Source organism: Brevundimonas sp. 1080 (genome assembly GCF_040545985.1).
In the GTDB taxonomy this organism is placed as follows: Bacteria; Pseudomonadota; Alphaproteobacteria; order Caulobacterales; family Caulobacteraceae; genus Brevundimonas.
On record NZ_JBEPMW010000001.1, the window covers coordinates 863,119 to 877,192 of the forward strand.

The 14,074-nt window shown below is 68.9% G+C and carries 13 protein-coding genes; 9 read left to right on the plus strand and 4 right to left on the minus strand.

What is annotated here, in order from left to right; translation table 11 throughout:
- Positions 1-42: 42 nt before the first annotated feature.
- Genes miaB through ABIC32_RS04475 form a run of 5 tightly spaced genes read left to right on the plus strand, consistent with a single transcriptional unit; the run spans position 43 to position 4,974 of the window.
- Entirely contained in the window at positions 43-1,479 is a 1,437-nt protein-coding gene (gene miaB / locus ABIC32_RS04455) for a tRNA (N6-isopentenyl adenosine(37)-C2)-methylthiotransferase MiaB (RefSeq protein WP_354072604.1), read from the plus strand.
- Positions 1,479-2,465 (plus strand): PhoH family protein, encoded by a 987-nt coding sequence (locus tag ABIC32_RS04460; RefSeq protein ID WP_354072606.1) that lies wholly within the window; start codon positions 1,479-1,481, stop codon positions 2,463-2,465. The genes miaB and ABIC32_RS04460 overlap by 1 nt, the downstream gene beginning before the upstream one ends.
- On the plus strand, positions 2,462-2,908 hold the full coding sequence (gene ybeY, locus ABIC32_RS04465) for an rRNA maturation RNase YbeY (protein ID WP_354072608.1): 447 nt from the start codon (positions 2,462-2,464) through the stop codon (positions 2,906-2,908). Before ABIC32_RS04460 ends, ybeY begins: the two co-directional genes overlap by 4 nt.
- Positions 2,909-2,912: 4 nt before the next feature.
- Positions 2,913-4,550 (plus strand): apolipoprotein N-acyltransferase, encoded by a 1,638-nt coding sequence (gene lnt / locus ABIC32_RS04470; protein ID WP_354072610.1) that lies wholly within the window; start codon positions 2,913-2,915, stop codon positions 4,548-4,550.
- A 16-nt stretch (positions 4,551-4,566) separates the two neighbouring features.
- Positions 4,567-4,974: a helix-turn-helix domain-containing protein gene (locus ABIC32_RS04475; RefSeq protein WP_354072612.1), complete on the plus strand. Its 408-nt coding sequence runs from the start codon at positions 4,567-4,569 to the stop codon at positions 4,972-4,974.
- Between the two features lie 3 nt (positions 4,975-4,977).
- Here the strand turns inward: ABIC32_RS04475 and greA are convergent, their stop codons facing one another.
- Complete coding sequence (gene greA, locus ABIC32_RS04480) at positions 4,978-5,457, minus strand: transcription elongation factor GreA (RefSeq protein WP_026108478.1); 480 nt, start codon at positions 5,455-5,457, stop codon at positions 4,978-4,980.
- Between the two features lie 64 nt (positions 5,458-5,521).
- Between greA and ABIC32_RS04485 the strand changes: the two genes are divergently transcribed.
- A complete protein-coding gene (locus ABIC32_RS04485) occupies positions 5,522-6,751 on the plus strand; it encodes a BaiN/RdsA family NAD(P)/FAD-dependent oxidoreductase (RefSeq protein ID WP_174085497.1) in 1,230 nt (409 codons plus the stop codon).
- A gap of 37 nt (positions 6,752-6,788) precedes the next feature.
- The gene (locus tag ABIC32_RS04490) at positions 6,789-8,435 is read left to right on the plus strand and encodes a M28 family metallopeptidase (RefSeq protein WP_354072614.1); all 1,647 of its coding nucleotides are present in this window, start codon (positions 6,789-6,791) and stop codon (positions 8,433-8,435) included.
- Here the strand turns inward: ABIC32_RS04490 and ABIC32_RS04495 are convergent.
- The gene (locus ABIC32_RS04495; RefSeq protein ID WP_354072616.1) at positions 8,432-10,753 is read right to left on the minus strand and encodes a sensor histidine kinase; all 2,322 of its coding nucleotides are present in this window, start codon (positions 10,751-10,753) and stop codon (positions 8,432-8,434) included. The two genes, ABIC32_RS04490 and ABIC32_RS04495, sit on opposite strands and share 4 nt — an antisense overlap.
- A 130-nt stretch (positions 10,754-10,883) precedes the next feature.
- On the opposite strand from ABIC32_RS04495, the gene ABIC32_RS04500 reads away from it, so the two are divergent.
- The gene (locus tag ABIC32_RS04500) at positions 10,884-11,282 is read left to right on the plus strand and encodes a metallopeptidase family protein (RefSeq protein ID WP_091751206.1); all 399 of its coding nucleotides are present in this window, start codon (positions 10,884-10,886) and stop codon (positions 11,280-11,282) included.
- Positions 11,283-11,286: 4 nt separating this feature from the next.
- On the opposite strand, the gene ABIC32_RS04505 is transcribed toward ABIC32_RS04500, so the two are convergent.
- The gene (locus tag ABIC32_RS04505; protein ID WP_017505485.1) at positions 11,287-11,982 is read right to left on the minus strand and encodes a MarC family protein; all 696 of its coding nucleotides are present in this window, start codon (positions 11,980-11,982) and stop codon (positions 11,287-11,289) included.
- A gap of 83 nt (positions 11,983-12,065) precedes the next feature.
- Between ABIC32_RS04505 and pyrF the strand changes: the two genes are divergently transcribed.
- On the plus strand, positions 12,066-12,794 hold the full coding sequence (gene pyrF / locus ABIC32_RS04510) for an orotidine-5'-phosphate decarboxylase (RefSeq protein WP_354072619.1): 729 nt from the start codon (positions 12,066-12,068) through the stop codon (positions 12,792-12,794).
- Between the two features lie 49 nt (positions 12,795-12,843).
- Here the strand turns inward: pyrF and ABIC32_RS04515 are convergent, their stop codons facing one another.
- Positions 12,844-14,004 carry a ribosomal eL19 family protein gene (locus ABIC32_RS04515; RefSeq protein ID WP_354072621.1) on the minus strand — a complete coding sequence of 387 codons (1,161 nt, stop codon included), beginning with the start codon at positions 14,002-14,004 and terminating at the stop codon, positions 12,844-12,846.
- Positions 14,005-14,074 lie beyond the last annotated feature (70 nt).

Sequence of the window (14,074 nt, forward strand, 5' to 3'; positions counted from 1 at the left end):
GCTCGGCTTGTCGCGACGCTTGCGGGCGATCATAAGCCCACGATGACCGAGATCCTGGTTCCCCAAGTCGAGACGGTGCCCGAAAAGCGTCTGTTCATCAAGACCTACGGCTGTCAGATGAACGTCTATGACTCCGAGCGCATGGCCGATGTGCTGCGCCCGCTGGGCTATGGCGTCACCGACGACGTGAAGGCCGCCGACTTCGTCATCCTGAACACCTGCCACATCCGCGAGAAGGCGGCCGAGAAGATCTATTCCGAGCTCGGCAAGCTGCGCGAGATGCGCGATATCCGGCGCGAGACCGGCGGGGACCTGACCATCGCCGTCGCCGGCTGCGTCGCCCAGGCCGAGGGCGAAGAGATCATGCGGCGTCAGCCGGCCGTCGATATCGTCGTCGGCCCCCAGGCCTATCACCAGTTGCCCGAGCTTCTGACCCGCACGGCGCGGGCGCGGGGCGAGCGGATCGGCGCCGACTTCGCTCCCGACGACAAGTTCGACGCCCTGCCTGCAGCCCGCTTCACCGAGGGGCCGACCGCCTTCCTGACGGTGCAGGAGGGTTGCGACAAGTTCTGCACCTTCTGCGTGGTGCCCTATACGCGCGGCGCCGAATGGTCGCGGCCGATGGCGGCGGTGCTGGAAGAGGCGAGACAACTGGCGGATCGGGGCGTGCGCGAGGTCACCCTGCTGGGCCAGAACGTCAACGCCTATGACGGCGAGCGGCCGGACGGGCGAAAGGCGAGCCTGGCCGAACTGGCCTATGCCCTGGCCGAGATCCCCGGCCTGGACCGCATCCGCTATACCACCAGCCATCCCAACGACATGGCCGATGAGTTGATCGCCGCGCATGGCGATCTGGACGCCTTGATGCCCTATCTGCACCTTCCGGTTCAGGCGGGGTCGGATCGGATCCTGCGGGCGATGAACCGCAAACACGGGCGTCAGAAATATTTCGACCTGATCGACCGAATCCGTGCTGCGCGGCCCGATATCGCCATCGCGGGCGATTTCATCGTCGGCTTCCCGGGTGAGACGGATCGGGAGTTCGAGGACACGCTGGATCTGGTGCGGCGCGTGAACTACGCCGGGGCCTTCGCCTTCGCCTATTCGCCGCGACCGGGCACGCCGGCGGCGGGCATGGGCAAACAGGTCGAGCCGGCGGTCGTAAAGGATCGACTGCATCGCCTGATCGCCCTGCTGACGGAACAGCAGACCGCCTTCAATGCGGCTCAGGCCGGCCGAACGCTGAACGTCCTGTTCGACAAGCCGGGACGGCACGGCCACCGTCGCCAAGCGATCGGTCGATCCCCATATCTTCAATCGGTCCACGTCGATGACGCGGATCATCTCATCGGGCAGATCGTTCCGGTCGAGATCATCGCCGGCCAGCAGAACAGTCTGTCAGGCCGGCTCATAGCAGACGGGCTCAAGCAGCCGGCCCCCGCGGGCTCAGCGCTAGCCCAAGCAGAAAAGGCCGCTTGATGGCGCGTGAGTCTGAATTCGTCCCCTTGAACGATGCCGAACTGCGGGCGGTCATCGGGCCGAACAGTCGCCACGTCGCCCTGATCGAGGACGCCTTCAAGGTGCTGGTCGAGGCCCCGGGGGGCGGGGTCTCCGTCAACGGCGGCGCACGTGATCGCACGGACGCCCGCCAGGTGATCGAGGACCTGGCCAAACGCGCGGCCCTGGGCGCCGAAGTCACCGAGGCCGACGTGCGCGCAGCCCTGGGCCAGGCGCGCGGCGGTCGCGGCACGCCCGGCATGGCGGCGGCGGGCGTGTCGCTGCCGGGCGGCAAGCGCGGCGCCATCGTGCCCAAGACCAAGGCGCAGGCCGCCTATCTGGACATGCTGGGCCGATGCGAACTGAGCTTCGGCGTCGGACCGGCGGGCACCGGCAAGACCTTTTTGGCGGCGGCCTATGGCGCATCGCTGCTGCGGCGGGGGCAGGTGGACCGGCTGGTCATCACCCGCCCGGCGGTCGAGGCGGGCGAGAAGCTGGGCTTTCTGCCGGGCGATCTGAACGAAAAGGTCGATCCCTATCTGGCGCCGATCTGGGAGGCGCTGAATGACATTCTGGGCGCCGAGGACGTGCAGCGGCGTCGCGACAAGGGCGAGATCGAAGCCGCCCCGATCGCCTTCATGCGCGGCCGCACGCTCAGCCACGCCTTCGTCATCGTCGATGAAGCCCAAAACACCAGCCGCCTGCAGATGAAGATGGTGCTGACGCGCCTGGGCGAGGGCGCACGGATGGTGGTCACGGGCGACCCGTCGCAGATCGACCTGCTGAACCCGCGCGACTCCGGTCTGGCTCACGCCCTACGGATCCTGGACGGGGTTCAGGGCGTCGGCATCCTGAAGTTTGAGGCTTCCGACGTGGTGCGTCACGCCATGGTCGAGCGGATCGTGCGCGCCTATGACGCCGACGCCGCGCGCGGACGCCCCGCCACGGAACTCGAAGACCCCGCATGATCGAGATTGAATTCGAGGCCGAGGCCTGGACCAGCGCCCTGCCAGGTGCCGAGGCCGTCGTCGAACGCGCGGCGCAGGCCGCGCTGGGCACGGTGGAGGGCGACATCGTCGTCCTGCTGACTGACGACGCCGCCGTGCGCGAGCTGAACGGCCGGTTTCGCGACAAGGACAGGCCGACCAATGTCCTGTCCTTCCCGGCGCCGGAGAACGCCTTTCCGCATTTGGGCGACATCGTTCTGGCTTTCGGCGTCTGCGCGACCGAGGCCGAGGCGCAGGGCAAGACCCTGGCCGATCATCTAAGCCATCTGGTCGTCCACGGCGTGCTGCACCTCTTGGGCCGCGACCACGAAGACGACGCCGAGGCCGAGGAGATGGAGGCCGAGGAGCGCGATATCCTGGCCCAGATCGGCGTCGCCGACCCCTATCTCGCCGAGCAGGACTGACCCGATGTTCCCCGACGCCCTGCTGGACCGTTTCGCGGCCCCGATCCGCGCCCTGCCCGACAGGAAGCGCGCCCTGACGTGGCGGCTGATCCGTATTGTTCTGGCGCTGCTGGCCGGCGCCGGGACGGCCTTCGCTCATCCGCCGTTCGGAGCGTTGATCGGTCTACTGGGCTATCCGCTGCTGATGATCCTGTCGGAGCGGTCCGACACGGTGCGCGGTGCCTTCTGGATGGGCTGGCTGGCGGGGTTCGCCTATTTCTTTGTCGGGTGCTGGTGGGTGGCCGAGGCGTTCTTCGTCAATCCCGAACAGGCGTGGATGGCGCCGTTCGCGGCCAGCCTGCTGCCGGCAGGCCTGGGGCTTTTCTGGGGGACGGCCTGCGCCCTCTATCGTCGGTTCGCGCCGCTTGGCGCCGTGCGGGTGCTGCTGTTCGCCGCCCTGTTCTGCGCGGCCGAATGGTTGCGGGGTCATGTGCTGACGGGCTTTCCTTGGAATCCGGCCGGCGCGACCTGGCGCGCGGGTGGCGGCATGTCCCAATTCGCCTCGGTCGTCGGCGTCTATGGGCTGAGCCTGGTGACGGTCGCGGCCACGGCGGCTTTCGCGCCCTTGATCGGACCTGGCGACAAGCGCAGCCGCCTGATCTCTGCGGGCTTGGGCGCCCTGGCCCTGCTCGCCGTCGGCGGCTTCGGCGCCGTCAGATTGGCGCAGTCGGATCTTCGGTTCACAGACACAGTCGTGCGGTTGGTCCAAGCTGATGTGAAGCAGGAAACCAAATGGTCGCCCGAGGCCTATCGCTCCATCGTCGATCGCTATGTCGCCTTGACGGGTCAGGCGGCGGCGCGCACGCCCAACGTCGTGGTCTGGCCCGAAGGCGCCCTGCCCGTCTCGGCCAACGACGTCTTCGCCTCCGCCGATGCCCAGGCCATCGCGGGCGCCCTGCGTCCCGGACAGACCTTGCTGATGGGCCTGGCGCGCGGCGAGCCGGACCTGACCGCGCCCGAGGGCGCGCGCTATTACAACAGCCTGTTCGCCCTGGCCGACGAGGGCGGGGCGGGCCTGAGGGTCGCCGCCGTCTATGACAAACACCGGCTGGTGCCGTTCGGCGAGTACCTGCCCTTGGGGTCGATCATGACCTCCATCGGCCTGCGCAGCCTGGTGCATATGCCCAGCGACTTTTCCGCCGGACCGACGCCGGCCCCAATTTCGGTTCCAGGGGCCCCGCCGGCGCAGGTGCTGATCTGCTACGAGAGCCTGTATCCCGGCTTCACCCCGGGCGCAGCCCGGCGGCCCGAGTGGATCGTCAATGCGTCCAATGACGCCTGGTTCGGCGCGACCTCGGGCCCGCGCCAGCATCTGAACCTGGCCAGCTATCGCGCCATAGAGACCGGCCTGCCCATCGCGCGGGCCACCCCGACCGGGATTTCGGCCATGATCGACCCGTGGGGCCGGATCGTCGAGGGCCAACGGCTGGAGCCGGGCGTCATGAGCGTCATCGACGCCCCCCTGCCCCGTCCGACGGGCGTCACGCCCTACGGTCGATTTGGCGATTTCCTGTTCTTTTTCTCAGTGCTAACAGCGTTCATCCTGTCCTTGTGGCCGTTGATCCGGCGATCTAGGGTCCAGGGGAATCAAGCAGCGATCTAGGTGAAAGGTGACGGCGATGGCGCGTGAAAAGGACGAGGATCCGCATCCCGTCGATCGCCATGTCGGCCGTCGCGTTCAGGAAAAGCGTCTCGACCTTGGCCTGACCCAGACCGCCCTCGCCAAAGCCGTCGGCGTCAGCTTCCAGCAGGTGCAGAAGTACGAGAAGGGCACGAACCGCGTCTCGGCCTCGAAACTGTTCGAAATGGCCGAGTTCATGAAGGTCGGCATCCCCTTCTTCTTCGACGGCTACAGCAGCGCGACGGTCGGCGTCGCCGAAGAGGCGCCCGCCTTCGACCACGAGCACCGCCCGACCAAGACCAGCGTCGAGATCACCCGCCTGGCGCCGCGCCTGCCGGCGCGCAAGCAGAGGCTGATCCTGGACATGATGCGCGAGATGCTGGGCGACGAAGACGCCCAGAACTGAGGTCTAGCCGACCGCGACGATCTCGGCCGACTGACCGGCCACCGTCACCTCGTCGCCGACCCTTTTGCCCATGACGGCGCGGGCTAGGGGCGAGACATGGCTGACCGAGCCTGCGGCCGGATCGGCCTCGTCCTCGCCGACGATGCGCCAGGTCTGGGCGCGGCCGTCCTCGCGCTCGATGGAGACCGAACCCCCGAACCGCACGGCCCCATCGTCCTCGGTCGGCGCGATCAGTTGGGCCGAAGCGCGCCGTGCGGACCAGTAGCGCAGGTCCCGCGTCGCCCGCGCCATGGCGGTGCGGTCGCTCTCGATCGAGCCTTGCACCTGGGCGGCCGTATAGGCGGCGCGGGCCGAGGCCAGTTCGGCCTCGATCGCGGCCAGCCCCTCGGGCGTGACCAGATTGGGATGGGGCGAGATCGGGCGGTCCGCCAGGTCGGCGGCGGTGGCTTCCAGATCTTCTTCGCGGGTGAAGGCAACGCTCATGACACGGAACATAGCGACGACGACGCCTATAGCCAGCGCGGCCGCAAGCGCGCAAAGCCACGCCATGCAACAGTCCCCCAGTCTTACGACCTCTCGCACCGTTCACGTGATCGGCGCCGGTCCTGCCGGATTGATGGCGGCCGAACGGCTGGCGCAGGCAGGGGCGGCGGTCGTGGTGCACGACCGCATGCCGTCTGTGGCCCGCAAGCTGCTGATGGCCGGACGCGGCGGGCTGAACCTGACCCATTCGGAACCGCTGGACCGGTTCATGACCCGCTATGGCCCGGCCCAGCCGACGGCCGCCGCCTGGATCGACCGGTTCACGCCTGCCGACCTGACCGCCTGGGTCGAGGCCCTGGGGCAGGAAACCTTCGTCGGCTCAAGCGGGCGGGTGTTTCCGAAGGCCATGAAGGCGTCGCCGCTGGTGCGGGCCTGGCTGGCGCGGCTGGAGGCCCAGGGCGTGCAGATCCACACGCGCTCGCGCTGGAGCGGTTGGCGCGACGGCGCGCTGGTGTTTGAGACGCCGGAAGGGGAGCGACTGGAACGGCCCGACGCCGTGGTCCTGGCGCTGGGCGGCGCCAGCTGGCCGCGCCTGGGTTCGGACGGGGCCTGGGCGCCATGGCTGGAAGCGCAGGGCGCCGCCGTGTCGCCGTTCCGACCGGCCAATGTCGGCTTCGACGTCGCCTGGTCGGCGCTGTTCCGTGATCGGTTCGCGGGCCAGCCGCTGAAAGGCGTCGCTGTCACGCACAATGACCGAACGGCGCGGGGCGAGGCGATGATCGCCCGCTACGGCATCGAGGGCGGCGCCGTCTATGCGCTGTCCGCCGCGCTCAGGACGGCGGTCGGGACCGAGGGGCGCGCCGAGATCCAGATCGACCTGAAGCCGGATGTGGCGGTCGGAAAACTGACCGACCGCTTGTCGAAGCCGCGCGGCAAGGCCAGCCTGTCGAACCATCTGCGCAAGGTGGTCGGACTGGAGTCAGCCGCCGTCGCCCTGCTATACGAGGCCGGTCCCCTGCCCGCTTCGCCTCGGGCCTTGGCCGAACGGATCAAGGCCATGCCGCTGCCCCTGACCGGCGTTCAGGGATTGGAACGGGCGATTTCCTCAGCGGGTGGCGTCGTACTGGACGGCGTGGACGAACGGCTGATGCTGGCGGCGCGACCGGGTGTCTTCGTCGCCGGCGAGATGCTGGACTGGGAGGCGCCGACCGGCGGCTATCTGCTTCAGGCCAGCTTCGCCTCCGCCGTCGTCGCGGCCGACGGCGTCATCGACTGGCTCGACAGCCGGGACTGAGAAAGGCAGGGTCGCGCGGTTCGATCAGGAGTCTCCGATGCGCCATACCTTCCCCGCTGTTTCCATCCTGGCCCTGATGATGGCCTGCTCGCCGGCCTTGGCGCAGGAGACGATGCCTAACATCGACGCCGCGCGGATGAATGAGTCGGTTCGGGTTCTGGCGTCGGACGAGTTCGAAGGCCGCGCCCCCGCCTCGGCCGGCGAGGAAAAGACCGTCGCCTGGCTCGTCGAACAGTTCAAGGCCGCAGGGGCCGAGGGCGGCGGCCCGGACGGCGCCTTCGTCCAGGTCGCCCATCTGTCGCGCACGCGCCAGGACGGTCCTGCGACCGTCGCCGCGACCGTCGGCGGCAAGACCATCAGCCTGGAGCGCGGTCCCGACGTTCTGGTGTCCAGCGACCGTCCGACCAACCACATCACAGTGACCGACGCGCCTGTGGTCTTCGTCGGCTACGGCGCGACGGCGCCCGAGCGCCAGTGGGACGATTTCAAGGACATGGACGTGCGCGGCAAGGTCATCGTCGTCCTGGTCAACGATCCCGACTTCCAGGCGCCCGACGGGGATCCGGTCGCGGGCAAGTTCGACGGAAACGCCATGACCTTCTATGGCCGCTGGACCTACAAGTTCCAGGAGGCGGGTCGTCGCGGCGCGGCGGGGGTGCTGGTGGTGCATGAGACGGCCGGCGCCGGCTATCCCTGGTCCACGCTGCAGAACTCATCGGCCGCGCCCAAGTTCGACATCGTGCGCGCCAACCCCGACGCCGAGCGCGCGGCGTTCCAGGGCTGGATCCAGCGCGCCAAGGTGGACGAGCTGTTCACCGCCGCCGGCCTGGATTTCGCCGCCCTGAAGGACAGTGCGCGCAGCGCCGATTTCAAGCCCGTCGTCCTGCCCGGCCTGACGATGAGCGTCGATTTCGGCCAGATCGCCGACAAGGTGGAGACCAAGAACGTCATCGCCCGCATACCCGGCTCCGAACGCCCGGACGAGACCGTCATGTACGGCGCCCACTGGGACGGCTACGGCGTCGGCACGCCGAACGCCCAGGGCGACAAGATCTATAATGCGGCGGTGGACAATGCGACCGGCGTCGCGGCCCTGTTGGAACTGGCCCACGCCTTCGCCGGAGGTCCGCCTCCGAAACGGTCGGTCGTCTTCGCCGCCTGGTCAGGCGAGGAAGCGGGCCTCTTGGGCTCAACCTATTACGCCGCCAATCCGGTCTGGCCGCTGGAGACCACGGTCGCCAACATCAACGTCGACAGCCTGTTGCCAGGGACCGAGATCGACCCGAACGTCGTCGTCATCGGCAAGGGCAAGAACCAGTTGGATGACATTCTGGCGCGCCATGCGACCGAGACGGACCGCACCCTGATCGCCGATCCGGCGCCCCAGGCCGGGGCCTTCTATCGTTCGGATCATTTCCCCTTAGCGCTGAAGGGGGTGCCGGCCCTGTTCCCGGCGGCGGGCTTCACCGGCGCCAGCGCGGCCAGCCGCGACTACGTCCAGAGTCGATATCATCAGCCCACGGACGAATGGGATTCGAGCTGGACCATGGACGCCGCCGCCGCTGATGTCGCCCTGATCTACGCCGTCGGTCGCGAGCTGGCGGATGGGGACCAATGGCCGGAATGGAACGCGGGCGCCGAGTTTGGCCCGGCGCGGGACGCCTCGAAGGCGTCGCGGCGCTAGATTTCCAGCTGAAGCTCGGGCGCCGCGGCGGTCGTCGCGGCGCCCAGCGGCAGATGCAGGATGAAGGCGGCGCCCTTGCCGGGCTCGCTTTCGACCTCGGCCCAGCCGCCGTGCAGTTCGACCAAGGCCTTGACCAAGGCCAGACCCACGCCGGGGCCGCCCCTTTCGCGACGCACGAAGCGGTCGAAGACGTGGGCCTGCAGGTGATAGGGGATTCCGCGCCCGGTGTCGGACACCGTCAGGCGGATTTCGGACGGGCCCGTCTCCGCCTTCAGCTCCACCGCTCCGCCTTCGGACACGGCGCGCGCCGCATTCTCCAGCAGATGATCCAGCGCCTGGCCGATGCGGTGTTCGTCGGCGCGGATGGGTTTGAGATCGGCAGGACAGGAAACGGTAAGTGTGGCGCCGCGTCCCTCGACCCGCGCCCGGACCTTTTCGGCGGCCTGGCTCAGCAGGTCGCAGACCCTGAGGTCGCCCAGCGACAGCTCCATCTCGCCGGCGTCGATCTGGGCCATGTCCAGCACGTCGTCGATGGAGCGGGCCAGCTGGCTGGCGGCGATGCGGATGGCGCCCGCGTGCTGGCGGCTGCGCTCGGGCAGGTCGCCCATCGTCTCCAACAGTTCGGAATAGCCGACGATGGTCGTCAACGGCGTACGCAGCTCATAGGAGACGCTGCCCACGAATTCGCGCTTCAGCGCCTGGCTTTCGGCCAGGGCCTGTTCGCGCTGCACCAGCGCCTGCTCCAGCCCGCGTCGGGCCGTCACGTCCGAGAAGGCGACCAGGGTCGCGCCGTCCGGCAGGGGGCGGGTCTGCCAGGCGGCGACGCGACCGTCCACAGTCCGGCCCTCCCCGGAGATGGCGACGCGGCTTTCGGGATCGGGATCAGCGACGCGCGCCTTCAGCCCCAGCCACAGGGCGGGATCGGGCAGCACGGCCTTGCACAGTTCGGCCAGGGCGTCGAAATCCGAGGCCGTGGCGATCTTGTCCGCCGACAGGTTCCAGAAGGTCTCGAACGCCTCATTGTGCAGGCGCAGTCGGCCGTCGGAGCCGAACACCGCGACCGCATCGTTCAGCTTGTCCAGCGTCGCGCGCTGAACCTGGATCTGGGCGTTGAAGCGGCTGCGCAGCTTCAGCTCGTCGGTGATGTCCGAGAAGATCAGCAGAATGCCGCCCAGCGGGTGCGGCTGGCGCACGACGCGCAGGGTGCGCCCGTCCGGCAGGGACCAGCTGTCGTCCGGCGAAGCCTCCGACGCGCCGTAGAACTCCAGCTCACGCGCCTTCCAGCCGGCGTAGTCGACGACCTCGGGCAGGCTGCGACGCTGGCGCAGACGGTCCAGCAGTTCGGCATGGGTCGGACGTTCGTCCAGCCAGGCCGCGTCGATGTCGAACAGCGTCTGGAAGGCGGTGTTATGGAAGGCCAGCCGCTTTTGCGGGCCGAAGATGGCGACGGCGTCGGCCAGGTGGTTCAACGTCTCGTCATGCGCGTCGACGTGGCGGCGCAGGGTGTCGCGCGTCTCTTCCGCCTCGGTCACCTCGATGGCGAAGGCGGTGACGGCGCCGCCGCCCGCTGGCTCGGCGATGATGCGCCAGGCGCGCCGCGCGCCCCCGCCGGTCGTCCAGCGGAAGCCCTCCTGGCGCACGCCCAGCCGCGCGGCCTCGGCGACCAGGGCATCGGCGCCGCGGTCGAAGGACACGCCCTTTTCGACGGCGTCGTCGATGCTCTCGGCATTGGTCTCATTCAGCCAGGCGCGGTTTGCCCAGGCCAATTTTCCTGTGCCGTCCACGACCCAGGTCGGGGTGGGCGAGGCGTCGCCCAGCAGGGCCAGGCCGCTTTCGGTCGCATCCGCCCCGGTCAGGGTGAAGCGCGAGGCGGGCGACAGCCGCAGCCAGGCCGAACCGCCCGCGACCCGTCCCTCGATCCGCCAGGGCTCCACATCGTCCAGTGCGACCAGACCTTCGAACGCCTGACCTTCGTGAACCAAGGCGTCGATCAGGGCGCCGTGGGTGATCCGGAGTTTGTTCAGGACGGCGGCCCCGGCCTCGGCGTCCTCACCCGCCAGCCGCGCGATCAGTTCGGCCGAACCGATCGGCACACCGGCCGCCTGCCCGTCCGGCGTCAGGGCCAGGCTGACGTCGTCGAAGGCCCGCAGCATGGCGTCATGACGGCTGAGGTCGGCCAGGGCCTCGACCCGCTCGCGCTCGGCGGCGACGGCGGTCTCATGCAGCCGCCCACGCAGCAGCAAGGCCCAGGCGCTGACGGCCATGGCCAGTCCGGCTGCGCCCGCTGTGGCGACATAGGCGATGTCGGCCTCGGCCATTCGTGTCCCTGGAGAAGAGTCTCAGCCCCGATTCGCTAACCATACTCCAAGCGCGCGAAAAAGCGGCAGTCTCGTAATCGCGTCATCGCGCCCCGTTGCGGCAGAGCGTCGGGGCGGCGATATCGCGGGCATGACCGACCCGATCGCCCCCTCCCTCGATGACTTCGCCCGCTTGGCTCAGGAGGCGTTCGACGCCCTGCCCGGACCGTTCAAACAGGCGGCGGGCGAGGTGGTCATCCGCATCGACGACTTCGCCGACGAAGCGACGCTGGCGGAGATGGAGATCGAGGATCCGTTCGAGCTGACGGGCCTGTACCATGGCGTGGACATCGGCCGGCGGGACAGCCTGGGCCCGGCGGCCGAGCCGTCGCGGGTCTTCCTCTATCGCCGCCCTATCCTGGACGAATGGTGCGAACGCGGCGACGTGGGGATCGGCGAACTGATCGCCCACGTCCTGATCCACGAGATCGGCCATCACCTCGGCCTGACCGACGACGACATTCACGCCATCGAGGACGAGGCGGACTGACGCCTTATTTGGTCGCCGGATAGGGCGTCGTCACCGCGCCGGAGATCATGCCGGGGATGGCCTCGCCCAAGCCCAGCAGGATGAACTGGATCGCCAGGGCGCACAGGATCAGGCCCAGCACCTTGACGATGATCGCCATGCCGACCTCGCCCAGCAGGCGGCTGAGCGACCCGGTCAGGGCGAAACAGACGAAGGAGACGGCGCAGGCCGCCGCGATCGCGACCAGCGACCCCATTGTCCCGGCATAGCCCAGCTTGGCCGCCTCGCCCGCCTGGATGATGACCGCCGAGATGGCGCCGGGGCCGATCATCAACGGAATGGCGAAGGGCACGACCAAGCGTTGGAAACGTCGGCGGGCATAGCCTCGCACGTCCTTGGAATCGGCCAGCGCATCCTTGTCGGCGAACATGGCCAGGAAGTCGCCGCGCGCCATGTCCAGCCCCAGGAACAGCAGCAATATGCCGCCCGCGATGCGGAACGCCGCCAGCGAAATGCCGAAGAACTGCAATAGGCCCAGGCCCGTGAACAGGAAGAAGGCCAGGAAAACGGCGGCGAAGGCGCAGATCAGGGCCGAGACCGAAATCCGCTGACGCAGGGTCGCCCCGGCCGTCGCGGCGGCGAAGATCGGCAGATTGCCGATCGGGTCCAGCAGGGCGAACAGGGTCACGAACAGGTTGACACCTAAATCGACTGCGTTCATCGCCTGCCCTCGCCCTCAATCCATCACGCCGCCCTGCCGACGCGCCCTCGTGTCCGGCATAGCCGCTCAGCGCGAGTCCGTCGATGACCGATCCCCAAACCTCCTCCGATCGCGCGCCCGACGAGCGGATCATCTGCGCCCTGGATGTGCCGACGACGGCTGAGGCGGCCGCCCTGGCCGAGCGGATCGGCGATGCGATCGGCTTCTATAAGGTCGGACTGCAACTGTTCGCGGTCGACGGCATGGCGCTGGCGCGGGAACTGAAGGCGCGGGGGCGAAAAATCTTTCTGGACTGGAAGCTGCACGACATCGGCGCGACCGTGGAGAAGGCGACGGCCAATCTGGCGGGCGCCGACTGCGACCTGCTGACGGTCCATGCGCGGCCCCAGGTCATGGCGGCGGCGGCGCGCGGCGCGGCGGGCTCGAGTATGAAGGTGCTGGGGGTTACGGTCCTGACCAGCCTGACGGCCGAGGACCTGTCCGCCGACGACCACAGCCTGTCGCCGGCCGATCTGGTCGAGCGGCGGGTGCGGCAGGCGCTGGAGGCCGGGATCGACGGCGTCGTCTCCAGCCCGCATGAGGCGGCGCGTGCTCGTGCTCTGGCGGACGAGGCGGGCCGGCCCGACTTCCTGATCGTCACGCCCGGCGTGCGACCCGTCGGCGCCGCGCTGGACGATCAGGCGCGGGCGGCGACGCCCGAGGCGGCGCTTCAGGCCGGCGCGACCCATCTGGTCATCGGTCGGCCGATCACGGCGGCGAGCGATCCACACGCCGCGGCGCAAGCGATCGCACAGCAGATCGCCCTGATCTGAGACAGACCAGGGCGACCGTTTCGTCTTCGGTTGTTCTCGCGCCAGGCGATCAGCCGCGCTCGCCTGGCTCTTGGGCGTAGCCGTGACGCGGCGGAGCGTGGGGCGCGGGCGCTTCGGGCGGCGGCAGGTCCCCGTAGTAGCCCGACGGCGGCGGCGGGGGCGGAGGCGGCGGCGGGGCCGTGTTCACCTCCGGCGGCGCCACATAGACCTGAGCTGGGGCCACATTGACCGGCGCGGATTGCACATAGACCGGCGACTGATCGACATAGACCGGGCCGCCGACCTCGACCTGGGCGGGCGCGACATTGACCTGGGCCGGGGCGACCTGGATGTGCTGCGGGCCGATATTGACGGGCGCCGACTGCACATAGACGGGGGCCTGATCGACATAGACGGGCGGGCCGACATCGACCTGGGCCGGGGCCAGGTTGACCTGCGACGGAGCCACCTGAACGCGTTGCGGGCCGATGTTCACCGGCGGCGCCTGCACATAGATGGGCGGCTGTTCGATATAGGTGGGCGGTCCCATCTCGATCTGGGGCGGGGCCATGCTGACCTGCGAAGGCGCGACATAGATGCGCTGCGGCGCGATCTGGACGGGCGGCGCCTGGACATAGACCGGCGGCTGATCGACGTAGCCCTGTTCGTAACGCTGCTCATAGCGGTGTTCGTAGCGAACCGGCGGGCGAACGGGCGGACGGCAGTTGCAGTCGACCGGACGGCCCGGATACGGACGCCAGCCGATGTAGTCACGGCCAAACCCATAGACCGGATAGCCGACCGGAGCGCTGACCGGAGGACGACCGACCAAAACCGAGGTCGCGCTGACGCCGCCGACATAGCCGCCGCCGTAGTAGCCGTCCGAATAGCCGCCGCTTCCGACGTAGGTCGTGCCGCCGCCGACATAGCCGCGCTGGAAGCTGGACGAACTGGAATAGGACCGGGCGCTGCTCGCCGAATAGCTGGAGGCGCTCGCATAGGCGTTGGCGTTGGCATTGGCGTAAGCGCCGCCGTTCACGTTCACATTGACGTTGTGGTTGGCGTTGTAGTTGCCGCCGCCATAGTGACCGCCGCCGCCGCATCCCCCGCCGCAGCCGCCGCCGGGATGGCCGCCGCCATAACCCCCGTGACCGGGACCACCGGCCAGAGCGGGCGCTGCGGAGAGCAGCAGAGCCGCCGACGCGGCGGTAAGTATCGACTGTATCGTCACGGGACAGACTCCTCTGAGTTGTCCCGTGACTGGCAAGTCCGGCGCCTGTTTCTTAAGGCGTGGTTAACCT

Coding starts and splice junctions, on each gene's coding strand:
- ABIC32_RS04500 (WP_091751206.1), top strand. CDS start 10,884: ATGACCGACCCGATCGCCCCCTCCCTCGATGACTTCGCCCGCTTGGCT.
- ABIC32_RS04475 (WP_354072612.1), top strand. CDS start 4,567: ATGGCGCGTGAAAAGGACGAGGATCCGCATCCCGTCGATCGCCATGTC.
- ABIC32_RS04490 (WP_354072614.1), top strand. CDS start 6,789: ATGCGCCATACCTTCCCCGCTGTTTCCATCCTGGCCCTGATGATGGCC.
- ABIC32_RS04495 (WP_354072616.1), bottom strand. CDS start 10,753: ATGGCCGAGGCCGACATCGCCTATGTCGCCACAGCGGGCGCAGCCGGA.
- ABIC32_RS04485 (WP_174085497.1), top strand. CDS start 5,522: ATGCAACAGTCCCCCAGTCTTACGACCTCTCGCACCGTTCACGTGATC.
- ABIC32_RS04460 (WP_354072606.1), top strand. CDS start 1,479: ATGGCGCGTGAGTCTGAATTCGTCCCCTTGAACGATGCCGAACTGCGG.
- greA (WP_026108478.1), bottom strand. CDS start 5,457: ATGAGCGTTGCCTTCACCCGCGAAGAAGATCTGGAAGCCACCGCCGCC.
- lnt (WP_354072610.1), top strand. CDS start 2,913: ATGTTCCCCGACGCCCTGCTGGACCGTTTCGCGGCCCCGATCCGCGCC.
- ybeY (WP_354072608.1), top strand. CDS start 2,462: ATGATCGAGATTGAATTCGAGGCCGAGGCCTGGACCAGCGCCCTGCCA.
- ABIC32_RS04505 (WP_017505485.1), bottom strand. CDS start 11,982: ATGAACGCAGTCGATTTAGGTGTCAACCTGTTCGTGACCCTGTTCGCC.
- pyrF (WP_354072619.1), top strand. CDS start 12,066: ATGACCGATCCCCAAACCTCCTCCGATCGCGCGCCCGACGAGCGGATC.
- miaB (WP_354072604.1), top strand. CDS start 43: ATGACCGAGATCCTGGTTCCCCAAGTCGAGACGGTGCCCGAAAAGCGT.